Origin of the sequence: Leptolyngbya sp. PCC 6406 (genome assembly GCF_000332095.2) — a bacterium.
Lineage (GTDB): Bacteria > Cyanobacteriota > Cyanobacteriia > Phormidesmidales > Phormidesmidaceae > PCC-6406.
On record NZ_KI913949.1, the window covers coordinates 5082633 to 5097016 of the forward strand.

The window sequence follows — 14384 nt, forward strand, 5'->3', positions numbered from 1 at the left end:
TCAGTCAACCCGCAGATAATCTGAAGCCGTATAAAGCACAGATTAACCTAGTGCTCTGTCAAGACTCCAACTTAGGGACTCGCAAGAAAATAAGGTACCAATTGCCACCTTGCCTATTGGTGCATTGCTTCGCGTTTCGCAAGCGACATAAAAGGCGAAGCCGCGCCTTAGCGCTGTGCACCCTACCAGTGCTCAACGGTTCCGGTACTTTATTTAGACGCACATCCCTTAGGGTTACCCCTGATGTGTAGCGCGGCCATCCTGCGGTGCATTGCTTCGCGTGGGCGAAGCCACGCCTTAGCGTTATGCACCCTACGGAACCCTAAAAATTAGGCTTGACGCTGCACTAGGAGTGCCTTGGCTCTAGCGACGAAGTTCTCCGCTGTCAGGCCATTGAGGGCCATTAGCTGACCAGCGGAGGCGGTGGTTTCCCCTCGCTTCCAAGCAAACAGGTCACGGGGAGCGGTGGCGCGAAGGAGGACGGGTTCCAGCATGGCCCCAGAGCCTCCAGTGACCCCAATTACCGCATCCCCCCCAAATAGAGCGGCAAAGTCAGCATCAGACAGGAAGCTGCCATCGGCTTCCGAGCAGGTTTCCCAGGCGACATCACTGGGGCGATAGAGGCGGCGGGGGTTGACCACCGCCACCACCCGGCTACCAATGCCCAGAGTGGCCAACTGTTCCGCCGCTGCAAGGACAGGAATTAGGGTCATGTCGCCGATGACCGCAAAGACGACCGTTTTATCGCCAGGGGTGGTTTGCAAGGTTAGGGCTCCGGTAGCGATCGCCTGCCGTCCCTGCTCCAGGGTCATCCGAATCGGCAACGGCGACTTACTGGCGGTAATGGTAATACCCTTGTTTTGCTGACCCAAGGCCCACTCGTAGCAAACTTGGATGCCATTGGCATCCACCGGGAACAGGGGAAACACATTGCCATTGCGCATCATGGCGGCAAAATAGTTCTCGATTTCCGGGCGCTGGTGGGTCCAGCCATTGCGGCCCTGCTCCAAGGCTCCAGCGGTGAACAGGGTCACCGTGGCCGGGGTGGGGCGGCGCAATTCCGCCATGGCCTGGGTCACCGTCTGCCAGATGGGCAAGCCGTTGATAGCAAAGGATTCGTAGGAACACCACAGGGTCCGAGCCCCAAATAGGGCTTGGGCCGCTGCCAATCCGGCACAGGCATCCTCACTTAGGGGCTCATAGACCTGTCCCCCCGGCCCTTGGAAATAGGCGTCATCGACGATGGGGTGGATGATCTTCAGGGCTTGGTTGATGTTGTTGATGCCCGAGGCGGCGTTGCCATCGGCATTGGTGACAATGAATTGGGGATCCTGGTGGCCCACATACCCCACCAATGCCCCCATGGCCGTCGTCGCCACCTGCTTGTCTCCCCCGACGGGGAATTCCACCAGGGGCAGAGTGCCTAGATCCGGCACGGGTAACACCGATTCCGTCACCGCTTGCTGGGCATTCGGTCCCCCCATGGACCGTTCAAAATTCGTGCGGACGAGATCCCAGGCGGCGGGGGTGAGGGCACGGGCGGTGAGGGCATCGACGATGTAGTCCTTTTCCAAACTATCGCCGGGGTAGAGATTGTGGGACTTGGCTCCCCGCTTGTGGACCCCGGCCCCTTTCAACTGCTTCACGATCAGCACCGTCAGGGTGCCCGCCAGGGCCGATTTCGCGGCCTTGTCCGTGGCCGCGAGGACCGCCTGGGTGAAGGCTAGGCGCTGCTTTAGGGAAAAGGCGGTGCTGTCCACATAGGCACCGGGCTGGTCGACATCGTCAAAGTCTTTGGCATCCACCAGGATCACGTCCTCAAAACCATTGCCGCGCCAGTAGGCCACCATGGCCTCGTTGGACTGGGTGGCCACCATGCTGTGGTGCTCTTGGGAATAGCCGTTCCACACCAGGATAGGGAGGAAGTTGGTCACCGTGGGGTAGGCGGTGTGGAAGTGGCCAAAGCTACTCATGATGTAGGGTTCCCCCAAGCCACCGTCGCCGATGGTGACGGGGAACAGGGTGCCGGGGTGGAGTTTGGCCCCGGCCATGGCGAAGTGTTGGCCTTGGCCCAGGGGGCCAGCGGGGCTGAGCAGGCCGGGAATTTGTCCCGACAGGTGGCCCAGCAACCCATAGGTTTCGCGAAAGCGATCGCACAATTCCTGCACCGTTTTGATCCCCATGGCCTCTAGGGAGCCATCCATAAACACGGTGCTATAGAAGCCGGGGGCATGGTGACCGACTTCGGTAATCAGGTTCTTGTACCCCAGCATCACCAGGGCGGCAATGGTGTCGGCGATGCTGGCAAAGCCACCGGGGTGACCAGATTCCTTACTCGCAGTCACCTGGAGGGTCAGATAGCGCAGGGCGTCCGCCGCCAGCAAGGTTTGGTACACCGCAGTGGCGTCGCTGGGATCTGCGATCGCAGTGGCTCCAACCGCGATCGCGGGGGTGTTGCCGTAGGTATCGAAGTCGGGCAATGCCTCAGCAAAGTGCTGAATGCCATCGCAAAAGGCGGGAGCTGTGGGGTTAGAAGGGACAGCAGTCATGGACAGATACCTTTTTGCATCGAAGGAGCTACTAAATATATGGTCGCCAATGGATTGATTAAAGTCAATCCCAGGGTTGGCGACCCCTGATCTGGGCTGGGGATTTTGGGGATCACTGCTGTGGCGGCGCACTGACAGCCCTCAGTCTGCCGTCGATGGAGGGTAGCAGCCAATGCTAATCTAAAATATATAAGGTGTAACGGATAGACCTTTCTTAAGCATCCGTTAGTAACGGTTCATCGTGTTTAAGTCAGTCCTATGATGAGACCTTTTGCCCAGCAGTTCGGCATAAATTTGGTCAGGATCGCGGAGTTCACAGTGGGATTTATCGCAATCCTCATGGCCTATCTTCTCTTTTTGCTCATCTTTGAAAATGCCAAGTTCCTGGAATTGGTGATCCTTTTCTTCGAGATTAACCAGTAGGGAAATGTTCCCCAGGATAGTGGCGTTTTCCTTCGATTTCTCCAACCGGGCATCAGTACCGAACAAATCCTTCCCAGCCTATCCAGGGTGAGCGCTAAGGTAGCGACCCGGCAATAGGTCTAAAAGATTGTGCTAAGGGGCGTTTTACCCTCCAGATCCTTAGTATCCTGATGGGCAGCATCAGACAACGGGTGAATGGGAGTTGGGGGAGATGATGATGGTGTTACGGAATCGTTCTCTGCTGGTAATGATGGTGTTGGCGGCGATGGCCCTACCCCTAGGGTTGGTCCCGGCGGAAGCCCAGGATCCCGAGGCAGTTCCCCCCGAGGCGGTTCCCGCCGAATCGGCTCCCGCCGAGAATACCCTTGCCCCCCTGACACCGACCTTTTTACTACCGGAATCCCTCCCCGCCGATACTCGCCTGCGGTTAGATGGCTCCGTTGCTATGGCAACGATTAACCGCACCCTGATTCGCGGGTTTGAAGCGGCCTTCCCCAATGTCACCGTTGTAGCAGCGGAGCAGGGGGGAGATGGAGCCCTAGCCGCCCTACTGACGGAGACAGTAGACCTTGTTGCCCTGGGGCGACCCCTTAGCGACGAGGAATTGGCTCAGGGGTTGATCGAGGTGCCCATCAGTCGCGAAAAAATCGCCATTATTGTCAGCAGCGATAATCCTTTTCAGGGAGACTTAACCTTTCAGCAGTTCGCCCAGATGCTGCGAGGGGAAATCACCAACTGGTCTCAGGTGGGCGGTCCAGATTTGCCCCTACAGTTCATCGATCGCCCCGATACCAGCGATACCCGTCGTGCCCTGGGGGACTATGACGTATTTAAGGCGGCAGGTTTTACCACTGGAGCCACCGCTATCACCCTAGAGGAGGACAGCACCGCCGCCGTTGTGAATGCTCTGGGCAACAGCGGGGTCAGCTATGGGATCGCAAGTCAAGTTCTCGACCAGGCCAACGTGCGAGTCTTGACCATGCACGGCACCCTGCCAGACGATCCCCGCTATCCCTATTCTCAACCTCGGGGCTATGTCTACCGGGGTAGCCCCACCCCAGCGGTGGAAGCCTTTCTCGCCTTTGCCACCACCCCCACAGGACAAGCAGCAGTGCAAACGGCCAAAGCCGCAGAGGCAGCGGAAGTGGCGACGGCGGAACTCCCTGACAGTGCTCTGGCCATGCGCCCTAATGGGGAAGGTTTTGTCACCGGAGATCGCGACGGCACCATTGAATTTTGGCAAGCCGACAGCACCGCCGCAGGGGAACCCCTTGAAGCCCACATCGGCCCCGTCACCGCCCTGAAATTCACCGCTGACGGCAATCGGCTCATCAGTGGGGGAGCCGATGGCGAAGTGCGCTTTTGGGATGCCATTGGCACTCCCGTCGGCGATCCCATTGCCGCCCACGATAGCCCCGTTACCCGCCTTAGCATTCTGCCCGATGGCAGCTTTTTTAGCGCCAGCATCGACGGATCTGTACGGCGCTGGGATGACCAAGGGACGCCCCTAGCCCCAGCCTTTGCCGCCCATGAGGGTACAGTGCGGGATCTGGCCACTAGCGCTGACGGTCAACTCCTGGTGACAGCAGGTAAGGATGGCACCATCAAGCTCTGGAACGCCGATGGTACCCCCCGCACCGCTCTAGCGGGCCATAGCGGCCCCGTGAATGCGGTGGCGGTGAAACCGGATAACACCTTGGTCAGTGGGGGGGAAGATGGCACTGTACGCCAGTGGGATGGAACGGGTAACCCCCTCGGGGAACCTCGAACGCTGGAGAATCCGGTGAAAGCGATCGCCCTTAGCCCCGATGGCCAGCAGCTTGCGGCGGGGGATGCAGCGGGTATTGTCCAGGTCTGGGGAGCCGATGGCAATCCGGCGGGAGATCCCATTGTTTCAGGGGAGGTGCCGGTGGGAGCCCTATCCTTTAGCCCCGATGGGTCGCAATTAGTGGTGGCGACGGGATCAACGCCCCCCCAATTGCGGGATCCCATTTCAGGCGATTTGGTGGCGACTGCATCGGAGGCCGAAACCGGAACGAACCCGCTGGACCTCTCCGCCCTGTGGGGGCAATTGCAGCAGTTGCCCCCCCGAATTTGGATCCTGATCCCCGTGGCCCTCTTGGGGCTGTTGCTGTTCTTCCTGCTCCGAGGCTGGCAGGCGGAAGCCACTGATGGAACCGCTGATGGAGCCACTGAGGGAGATGAGGAAGAAGCTGGCCTCGGGTTGGCCTCTGATGCTGAGGGCGGTATGCCTAAGGCTGATGAGACTCAAGGCGGCGGCACAGTTCCGGCAGCCGTGGCGGCTATCAGCCCCTATGAGGCGGCCAACTCCCTCGACAAGGATTTGGTGAGGGCCAAGGCTGCCCTCTCTGAGGGAGACGGGTTAGCTCGGTCGGGGCAACTCCAGATGGCCCTAGGTCGCGTCAATCAGGCCATTGAAGCAGCGGATTTGGAGCGGCTCAAGGCCCTAGCGGCGGGGGTGAGTCTAGTGGGGGTGGGGGCCGTGGTGGCCCAGGCTATGGCACGGCGAGGGGGGATTCTCGCTGCCCTGGGTCGGGGGGAAGATGCTCTCAAAAGCTACGATCGCGCCCTAGAGATGGATCCCAATACCCCCGATACCTGGGTGGGCAAGGGCAATCTTCTCCTGAGCCTAAATCGCCCCGATGAAGCGCTGTTCTCCTTTGATAAAGCCCTAGAGCTAAACCCCCAGGCTGGATCGGCTTGGCAGGGCAGGGCCACCGCCCTCCAACGGCTGCAACGGGAGGGGGAAGCCCGCACGGCCCTGGCAAAGGCCCAGGAATTTGGTCCCAGCACTAGCGCCCCCTATCGTCCCCTGACGGCGGCGGCTGGCGGTGCGGCGGCTAGCGGTGCGGCGGCTGGCGGTGCGGCCTTGGAGCGTATGGCCCAACGCCTGCGGCCCGATCCGGTCCCTGGGGATGACCCGGATGCCGTCCCCCTATCCCCTGCCCCAGAGGTGGACGCTCCAGACCGGGCTGACCCCGTCTTGGCGGTCCCACCCGGTCTTTCGGCAGATATCCCCTCAGACCTTCAGGATGCGATCGCGGATTTGCCCTCCGAGGCCGACTCCCCTAACGGGAATCCGGAGACGCCCCCCATGGCGATTCCTCCCGAAGTTCAGACCCTACTGGAAGCGGGGAATCTGGCTTCTGCACCACCCTCTCCGGAGATTGCAGCCCCCCCCGCTCTGCCGGATTTATCCCCGCCCGATATCGGTGTCCCCGATCTCAATTCCCCCGATCCCCGTTCCCCAGACCTGCTTTCCCCAAATCTGGGTTCCCCGGACCTCTCTTCGCAGAATATACAGGCGATTTTGGACATGGACCGCGAGATGGGGACAGAGCTCGATGGTGAACCCATTGATGATCTCACCCTGTTCAGCACTATTGTCCCCAGCCCAGCCTCCACGCCGGGTGCCGATTTAGGGCGGGCAGTAACCCCAGAGGTTGCCGGTTCCCCTGATGTGGCGGCAGTCCCCGATGTGCCCGACCCGGTGGGCGGTGGCGAGTTCAATCTCTGGGGTGACCTTCCCCCCGAAGTCCTCGCTGCCCTCGAAGGCATCCCCGAAGATTCCCCCGATCGGTTTATCAGGCCCCGTGCTACCCCACCGCCACCGCCGCCCCGGCGTCCGCTGCCGCCCCCACCCCCTAGCAACCCCCGCTTGCAATCTCCTCCCCCTGGGACGGAGTAGGGGCATCAATGTCAACTGAGGCCATATTGGTTCCGAGGAATTCCGAAGCCAGCAACCAGAAGACAGTACTCTCCTGGCTCCTGGATTCTGACTCCTAACTCCTGCCTCCTAATTCCTCCCCAGGAGAGTTGTCCCGCCTTGAGTTAATACCCGAAGTAAGGCCACACCTGCCATAATCAGGAACCAGAATCCCAGAATCCGTTATGGGAATCGCAAGCTGCAATCTGACACGGAGGGGACAGCCATGGTCAGGATAGCCCACCAAGTGGGGAGAATGGTGCAACGGCAATGGGGTCAATGGCAGTCGCGCTTAGGGAGACGGCTATGGGCCTTGGGGTTGGTGGCGCTAAGTGCGATCGCAGTCGCCGCTTGCAACCCTACCCAATTCACCACCGCCGATATCGCGACATCGCGCATTGTCTCCAGTAACCTCAGCGACCCCAAAACCTTTAACGCCGTTCTCAACGACGAGTCCCCCAACGTATTTCTTTACATTACCCGAGGGCTCACCACCCAGGATGGCCTCACTGGAGAAGTGGTGCCAGAGCTAGCGGAATCTTGGGACATCTCCCCAGACGGTACCACCATTGTGTTTACGCTACGGGAGGGCTTGCAATGGTCCGATGGCGAACCCCTTACCGCTGACGATGTGGTCTTCACCTACAACGAGGTGATCTACAACGAAGAGATTCCCACCAGCAGTCGGGATGTCCTCCGCATTGGCCAACAGGGACTGCTGCCAGAGGTCACAAAGGTAACCGATCGCCAGGTCCAGTTCACCCTGCCGGAGCCCTTTGCCCCCTTTCTCCGGACCACTGGGCTGGATATCCTACCGGCCCATGCCCTTCGCAACAGTCTAGAGGAGCGCGATAGTGAGGGCAATCTGCGCTTCCTCTCCACTTGGACCACCAGTACTCCCCCAGAGCAGATTATCTGCAACGGCCCCTATCGCCTCCAACGCTACATCCCTGGTGAGCGTGTTGTCTTTGAGCGCAACCCCTACTACTGGCGCAAGGATGACCAAGGTAATAGCCAGCCCTACATTGAGCAACTGGTGTGGCAGATCATCGAATCCACCGACAATGCCCTGCTCCAGTTCCGCTCCGGCGGCCTGGATCTGACCGCCGCTACCCCCGACAGCTTTGCCCTGCTAAAGCGGGAGGAGGAGCGGGGGGATTTCACTATTTACAACGGTGGTCCCGCTACGGGAACCCTGTTCCTGGCCTTTAACCTCAACCAGGCCAGCCGCAATGGCAGACCCTTGGTCGATCCCGTCAAATCCCGCTGGTTCAACTCCGTCCCCTTTCGCCAAGCGGTCTCCTACGCCATCAATCGGGAGGCGCTAGTGAACAACATTTACCAAGGGCTAGGGGAACCCCAGATCTCGCCCATTTCGGTCCAGAGTCCCTACTATGCAGGACCAGAGGACGGCATCCGCACCTACGATCATGACCTAGACAAGGCCAAGGCACTGCTAGAGGGGGATGGGTTTCAGTTCAACCCAGCAGGGCAATTACTGGATGATCAAGGCAACCGGGTCCGCTTTACCCTGATCACCAACTCCGGCAACAAGATCCGCGAATCGGTGGGGGCACAAATCAAGCAGGATTTGGAAAAGGTAGGTATCCAAGTGGACTTCCAGCCCATTGCCTTTAATACCCTGGTGGATAAGCTCACCGATAGCCTGGACTGGGAGGCCCACATCCTGGGGCTGACGGGGGGCATTGAACCCAATAATGGATTCAATGTCTGGTCTCTGGAAGGATCTCTCCATGCCTTTAACCAGCAGGCTCAGGCCAGCCAGACCCCGCTAGAGGGCTGGGTAGCGGCGGATTGGGAACGGCAGATTTCCGATCTCTATATTCAGGGAGCCCAGGCGGTGGATGAGGACGAGCGCCGCGCCATCTATGTGGAAACCCAGCGCTTAACCCAGGAGTATTTACCCTTTACCTATCTGGTGAATCAACTCTCTCTGGGGGCGGTACGCAATAAGATCGATGGGGTCCAATACAGCGCCCTCGGTGGAGCCCTGTGGAATATCTATGAGCTGACAATGACGGATTGATCCCTAAACCCCCAACCCCTCTACTGTGATCTGGGTGGTCAGAGCCGAACGGGCTGTTACCCCCTCCCGTAGGGTGCCGCTGACGGGTGCCGCTTGGCGGGGATGGGCTCCCACCGCGATCGCAATGTGACGATCACTCACTGCAACGCCATGGGTGGGGTCAAATCCCCGCCAGCCTCCACCGGGGATATACACCTCCGCCCAGGCATGGAGGTCATGGGCGGGCTGGTCCGGGTCTCCCTCTTGATAGCCACTGACAAAGCGAGCCGCTAGACCCACTGCCCGACAGGCTTCCATAAACAGCACCGTAAAGTCTCGACAACTGCCTTGCTTGGTGCGCCAAGTGGTGCCCGCTGGCATCGGATCCCCTTCTGGACGCACCGCGTAGGTGCACTCGTCGTAAATGCGCTGGGTGAGGGTGGTCAAGAAATAACTCAGGTTGTAGTTAACCTCGTGGAGCATCGTCTGGGCCAAATCAATTACCCCTGGCGAGATTGCCATCCCCAGGGGACAGTGACGATAGGGGGCTAGGGTTGCTGCTACCAAGGTGGGGTAATCCACGGGCAAATTCACCGCCCAGGCATTCGCCAGATAGTCAAACGGGTTGGTCCGGCAGGTTTCCACCTCCATAACCGTTTTAATCGTCAGATAGGAGGTGGCTTGGTTCTCAAACCAGACCCCCAGGCAGGCATTACCGCTGGGATCTAGATCCTCAGTCTGCATGTGGGGTAGGGGATCGATCTTCACCTCAAACCGTCGTAGCAGTTGGCTGCCGTCGCTGCGGGGTCGCAATCGCAGAACATGGTATTTGAGAAAGACCGATTGACTGTAGGTGTAGTGGGTGGTGTGCAGAATGCGGTAACGCATAGGTGTATTGATGATGTCTGTTGTATAGCAGGAGTCACTATCGTTAGGACGTTTCAAAACCTGGAACGAACAAGGGGCTTAAGCCCCTTGTCCTAACCTGAATGGCCAGTGCTATATGACCCGCTGATCACGAACCTGTCCATAGCCCCGCCTCGAATTCGCGATGGTCAGAGACCGGCCCACAGGGGCCATCGCGCCAGGGCTGAAGATCGCCCATGGATCTTAAAGCATTCTGGTTTCAGGCATCGTTACGCACAATGCCAAGCCCTGTCTAGGAGGGCAGCGTATCCACCGCCATCGCCTTGCTTCCAGGCTCCCCCTTCTCTAGGACCGCAGTTCCCTTGGTAGCGGGCATCTCTCGGACCCGTAGGGTAAACAGGGCAGCGATCAGAAAGCAGATACCCCCCAAGCCCAAGACCAACAGGCGATTGCCCTCCAGCAGGTGGGTGATCACCCAGCCCAAACCCAAGGAGGCCACAATCTCAGGCAAAACAATAAACAGATTGAAAATACCCATATAAATACCGCCCTTGCGCTCGGGTAGCGCCCCCACCACCATGGCATAGGGGAGAGACAGCATGGCTGCCCAGGCCACCCCCAAACCCACCATGGGCAGCAGTACCCAGAGGGGGGAAGGCACAAACATCAGGGCGATCAACCCCAGCCCCCCACAGGTCAAACAGAGGGCATGGGCCACTTGGCGATTGGTGGCCGCAGCAAGACTGGGCAGGCCAAAGGACACCCCAAAACAGACCGCATTATAGGTGGCCATGCAGAGCCCCGCCCATTCCACCCCTTCCCCATAGAGGGCAGAGGCTTCGTCCATGGCCCCAAACAGGTTGTGGGCGATGGCCGGGGGAAAGTACAGAAACACACAGTACATCCCCAACCAGCTAAAGCCCTGCACCCAGGCCAACTGTCGCATCGTAGTGGGCATCTCTCGAAACGCGATCGCAATTTCCCGCAGAGTAGACATCACCCCCAGCCGCCGCTCCTGTTGCGCCCGAAACGCCACCATATCTCGTGGAGGCCGCTCCTCCGTAAACAACACCGTCCAGAGCACGGAACCCAAAAAGACCACCGCCCCCACATAAAACGACCACCGCACTGACGGAGGAATCGCATCAGTGCCCTGGGCCGATGCCGACACCCCCAAGCTATGGGTTAACAGCCAAGGAGAGGCAGACGCCAGCACCGCTCCCAGGCCAATAAACAGGCTCTGCCATGCAAACCCCTGGGTCCGCTGACTCGACGGCAACAAATCACTGACAAAAGCCCGAAACGGCTCCATAGTCACATTCGCTGCCGTATCCAGCAGCCAGAGCAGCCCCACCGCAACCCAGAGCCTGCCAGCATTAGGCATCCACACTAGGGCCAAACTGCCCAAAATCGCCCCTACTAGAAAATAGGGGCGACGGCGACCCAATGGCCCCCAAGTATTGTCACTAAGATTGCCAATAATGGGCTGAATCACCAGCCCCGTCAGGGGAGCCGCCAGCCACAAGATTGGAATTTGCTCCGCCTCGGCTCCCAAATGTTCAAAGATGGCGCTGGTATTCGCCATCTGCAATCCCCAGCCAAACTGGATACCAAAAAAGCCGAAGCTCATGTTCCAGAGCTGCCAAAACGTTAACTGGGATTTAGTTTGCTGTGAAGTCACACGTCGTTCTCCAGGTCCGGTGAGGCCCGCCTAGAGTATTCCATCTACAAGATCATTAAATATTTCCTGGATCCTTAAAATATTTCCTGGATCCTTAGCCAGCCGCAGCCAGCTTCGTCGCCCGCAATTGGCCACAAGCCGCATCCTTCTCCAATCCGCGAGAATAGCGCACACTCACCGCCACATGACGCTCCCTCAGGGCCTCGGCAAAGTCCTGAATATCGTAATCGCTGGGGCGCTGGTAATCCACTTCACTAATTGGGTTATAGGGAATCAGGTTGACATGGCTTTGGAACCCGCCCACGAGATCCGCCAGTTCCCCTGCATGTTCCGGCAGGTCATTCAGCCCCGCCAACAAAATATATTCAAAGCTCACCCGCCGCCCCGTCACCGCCACATAGTCCCGACATTCCGTCAGTAGAGCCGTCAGCGGGTAGGCACGAGCACTGGGGATCAACTGCTCCCGTAGCCCTTGATTGGAGGCGTGGAGGCTAACCGCCAGGGTTACCTGGAGATGCTGCTCCGCCAGTTGACGAATGCGACCGGGAATCCCCACCGTAGACAGGGTTATCGCCCGCTGGCTAATACCCACATCCCCATTCAGACAGCGAATTGCCGCTACCACGCTGTCGGTATTCAACAGCGGTTCCCCCATGCCCATAAAGACGATATTGCTGACCCGCTGGCCAAAATCCTCCTGCACCGTCAGCACCTGATCCACGATTTCATGGGTGGCCAAGTTACGGGCAAAGCCCCCCTTCCCCGTGGCGCAAAAGTCACAGGCCATGGGGCAACCCACCTGGGAAGACACACAAACCGTCAGCCGCTTAGCCGTGGGAATGCCCACGGCCTCAATAATGTGGCCATCCGCTAACCGCAGTAGATACTTAACGGTGCCGTCGGGAGCAACGGATCGCAGATGCAGTTCAGAGCGCCCCAGGGGGACATCCGCCACCGTCGCCCGCCAAGCCTTAGAAAAAACTGTAATGTCCGTCAGCGATCGCGCCCCCTGGGCATAGATCCACTGGTGGAGTTGCTTCCCCCGATAGGCGGGTTGCCCCTGCTGCACCACCCAGGCTTGCAACTGGGCTAGCGACTGACCCAGTAAGGGCAGGTCCAAAGGGGAAGAAGGACTCTCCTCAGCGGAGACAATAGCCGCAGTGGCATCAGGGGAAAACATGGCGGAGACGGGAGACGAGGACACAGGGATAGCAGCCTTAGGGACACACAGGTTCCCATCCTAACAAGGCAGCTTGAAGGGTGTTTGAAAAGGGGGTTAGGCGGTGCGGAGAAGCCCGTCAACTGTGGAAAAACTGTGGAAAACCTATGGGTGATGATCCGTTCCTGACGGGTGTTGATCTGGCCCCGTCTTGTAATTCATCAAATCCACTAGCCCCTCAGTGAGGGCCTTTGGATCCATGAAAACAATCTTGGAGTTGTCACTTTCTCCCAACTTCTGATTCGCATCCACATAGCGCTGGGCGATGAGAAAATTCAGAATCTCCCGAGAGTCTGTGCGCTCCTTGAGGACATTCGTCAGCAGTTGGATGGAGTCCACTGTCCCTTGGGCACGTTTGACCGTGGCCTCTTGATCCCCCTGGGCCTCCAGCACCGTAGCTCGACGCTTCAGTTCAGCAGCTTGTTGCTGCTGCATAGACTCCAGTACGGAATCCGGCGGTTTAATGCTCTGCACCTCCACCCGAGTCACCTTCACTCCCCAAGCTTCCGTGGCCTCATCCAATTGATCTAACAAGAGTTTGTTGAGATCATCACGGGAAGAAAACGTGTCCTCAAAGGGCATGGTCCCGATTCTAGAGCGGAGGGTGGTAATCACCAATTCGCGGATAGCCGCCTCCACATCCTCAATGGCATAGTAAGTGCGCTCTAGGTCCAGCACCTTCCAATAGACAACGGCATCCACATCCAGGGAGACATTGTCGCGGCTGATAGCGGGCTGGGGTTCCACATCCAGCAGCCGCTCCCGTGTACTTTCCTCTAGGACAATGATGTCCATGAAGGGGACAATAAAGTTCAACCCAGGGCGGAGCTTGCGGTGGTAACGCCCTAGACGCTCCACTAGGGCCTCGGTGCCCTGATTAACGATACGGACTGACCCAACGGAATAGCCGGTGATCAACAGGGCTAGCACTGCGAAAATAGAAGAACCCACTGGGATCTGTCCCCCTAGCGTACCAATTCACCGATAAGTCTAATCGCTTTAGAGGGTTCCAGCTAAAGTCCTGTACCAGATTTGGCCAGACTCCAGAAAAGCCCCTCAGTCAAAGGGATGTCTTTTGCTCAACCCAGGGGATTTTTCAACTGGAAAACGCTTAGGGGCGGGCAATTAAATTTCACCCTACCACCCGCCCAATATCAGGATTTCCCGGCACTGGGTAGGGCGGGTTTTGAGGTTCCCATCCTGGATTTCCCAACCAACACGAGTAGGGCGGGTTTTGAGGTTCCCATCCTGGATTTCCCGACCAACACGAGCTAAACCCGCCCCTACGGCGACATCCTGCATTGGGCGCGGAAACCGCGCCCCTACGGGATATTAAATTCAAAATTCAAAATTCCTGTCACCTGTCACCCCAATACCCCCTACAAACGGGACTTCATCGGCATGCCAATCCCCTACTGGGCTTGAGACTCAGCAGTTGGCAAAGGAGTCACCAATAGGACGTTACCTTGGCGACCCACCACGGACACCGTCTCCTCGGGGGAGATCGCTACATCGCTAATTTGGCAGCGCGCCTGCCACAGACCCCCTTCGTAAAACACACGCCCCACTCCAGCCGCTGGAATCATCTCTCGTACTTGGGCATAGCGGGCTGGGGCCAATGCTTTGGACTGTCGAGGCACTAACCCCCGAAAAATCAAGATGAAGGCGGAGGACAAAATACCCCACACCAGTAACTGCTGGGGCAGCCCCGTAAGGGTCAGAGCCACTAGGGAGGTCACTAGGCTGGCGCAGCCCAGGGAAACAATTGTCGGTTCCGGTAGCAATAGGCTCAGCCCCAACAGCCCCAATCCCCAGACTAGCCAAGGGATTGGTCCCACGGTCAGGGACAACAAATCAGGTAGTGTCACCGCTTTAAGATCCTAATCAATCTG

Annotated in this window: 9 protein-coding genes; 3 read left to right on the forward strand and 6 right to left on the reverse strand. The window is 58.5% G+C overall.

What is annotated here, in order from left to right; genetic code table 11:
* Positions 1 to 329 precede the first annotated feature (329 nt).
* The gene (locus tag LEP6406_RS0222740; RefSeq protein ID WP_008310084.1) at positions 330 to 2549 is read right to left on the reverse strand and encodes a phosphoketolase family protein; all 2220 of its coding nucleotides are present in this window, start codon (positions 2547 to 2549) and stop codon (positions 330 to 332) included.
* Positions 2550 to 2807: 258 nt separating this feature from the next.
* On the opposite strand from LEP6406_RS0222740, the gene LEP6406_RS33135 reads away from it, so the two are divergent.
* From LEP6406_RS33135 to LEP6406_RS0222755, 3 genes are all read left to right on the forward strand, one after another.
* Positions 2808 to 2972: a hypothetical protein gene (locus LEP6406_RS33135; protein ID WP_008310085.1), complete on the forward strand. Its 165-nt coding sequence runs from the start codon at positions 2808 to 2810 to the stop codon at positions 2970 to 2972.
* 211 nt (positions 2973 to 3183) lie between these two features.
* Positions 3184 to 6681 carry a substrate-binding domain-containing protein gene (locus LEP6406_RS30645; protein ID WP_008310087.1) on the forward strand — a complete coding sequence of 1166 codons (3498 nt, stop codon included), beginning with the start codon at positions 3184 to 3186 and terminating at the stop codon, positions 6679 to 6681.
* Between the two features lie 244 nt (positions 6682 to 6925).
* On the forward strand, positions 6926 to 8746 hold the full coding sequence (locus tag LEP6406_RS0222755; protein ID WP_008310089.1) for an ABC transporter substrate-binding protein: 1821 nt from the start codon (positions 6926 to 6928) through the stop codon (positions 8744 to 8746).
* Between the two features lie 3 nt (positions 8747 to 8749).
* On the opposite strand, the gene LEP6406_RS0222760 is transcribed toward LEP6406_RS0222755, so the two are convergent.
* The 5 genes from LEP6406_RS0222760 to LEP6406_RS0222785 form a co-directional block, all read right to left on the reverse strand.
* Positions 8750 to 9613 (reverse strand): transglutaminase family protein, encoded by an 864-nt coding sequence (locus tag LEP6406_RS0222760; RefSeq protein WP_008310090.1) that lies wholly within the window; start codon positions 9611 to 9613, stop codon positions 8750 to 8752.
* Positions 9614 to 9884: 271 nt separating this feature from the next.
* Entirely contained in the window at positions 9885 to 11273 is a 1389-nt protein-coding gene (locus LEP6406_RS0222765) for an MFS transporter (protein WP_027269365.1), read from the reverse strand.
* Between the two features lie 94 nt (positions 11274 to 11367).
* A complete protein-coding gene (rlmN, locus tag LEP6406_RS0222770) occupies positions 11368 to 12477 on the reverse strand; it encodes a dual-specificity RNA methyltransferase RlmN (RefSeq protein ID WP_263971214.1) in 1110 nt (369 codons plus the stop codon).
* Positions 12478 to 12597: 120 nt separating this feature from the next.
* Complete coding sequence (locus tag LEP6406_RS0222775) at positions 12598 to 13443, reverse strand: SPFH domain-containing protein (RefSeq protein WP_008310096.1); 846 nt, start codon at positions 13441 to 13443, stop codon at positions 12598 to 12600.
* A 461-nt stretch (positions 13444 to 13904) separates the two neighbouring features.
* Positions 13905 to 14360 carry an NfeD family protein gene (locus LEP6406_RS0222785; RefSeq protein ID WP_008310100.1) on the reverse strand — a complete coding sequence of 152 codons (456 nt, stop codon included), beginning with the start codon at positions 14358 to 14360 and terminating at the stop codon, positions 13905 to 13907.
* Between the last annotated feature and the right edge of the window lie 24 nt (positions 14361 to 14384).

Excerpts from the sequence above, each read along its gene's own strand:
- LEP6406_RS0222740 (WP_008310084.1), bottom strand. The coding sequence starts at position 2,549 with ATGACTGCTGTCCCTTCTAACCCCACAGCTCCCGCCTTTTGCGATGGC.
- LEP6406_RS33135 (WP_008310085.1), top strand. The coding sequence starts at position 2,808 with ATGATGAGACCTTTTGCCCAGCAGTTCGGCATAAATTTGGTCAGGATC.
- LEP6406_RS30645 (WP_008310087.1), top strand. The coding sequence starts at position 3,184 with ATGATGATGGTGTTACGGAATCGTTCTCTGCTGGTAATGATGGTGTTG.
- LEP6406_RS0222755 (WP_008310089.1), top strand. The coding sequence starts at position 6,926 with ATGGTCAGGATAGCCCACCAAGTGGGGAGAATGGTGCAACGGCAATGG.
- LEP6406_RS0222760 (WP_008310090.1), bottom strand. The coding sequence starts at position 9,613 with ATGCGTTACCGCATTCTGCACACCACCCACTACACCTACAGTCAATCG.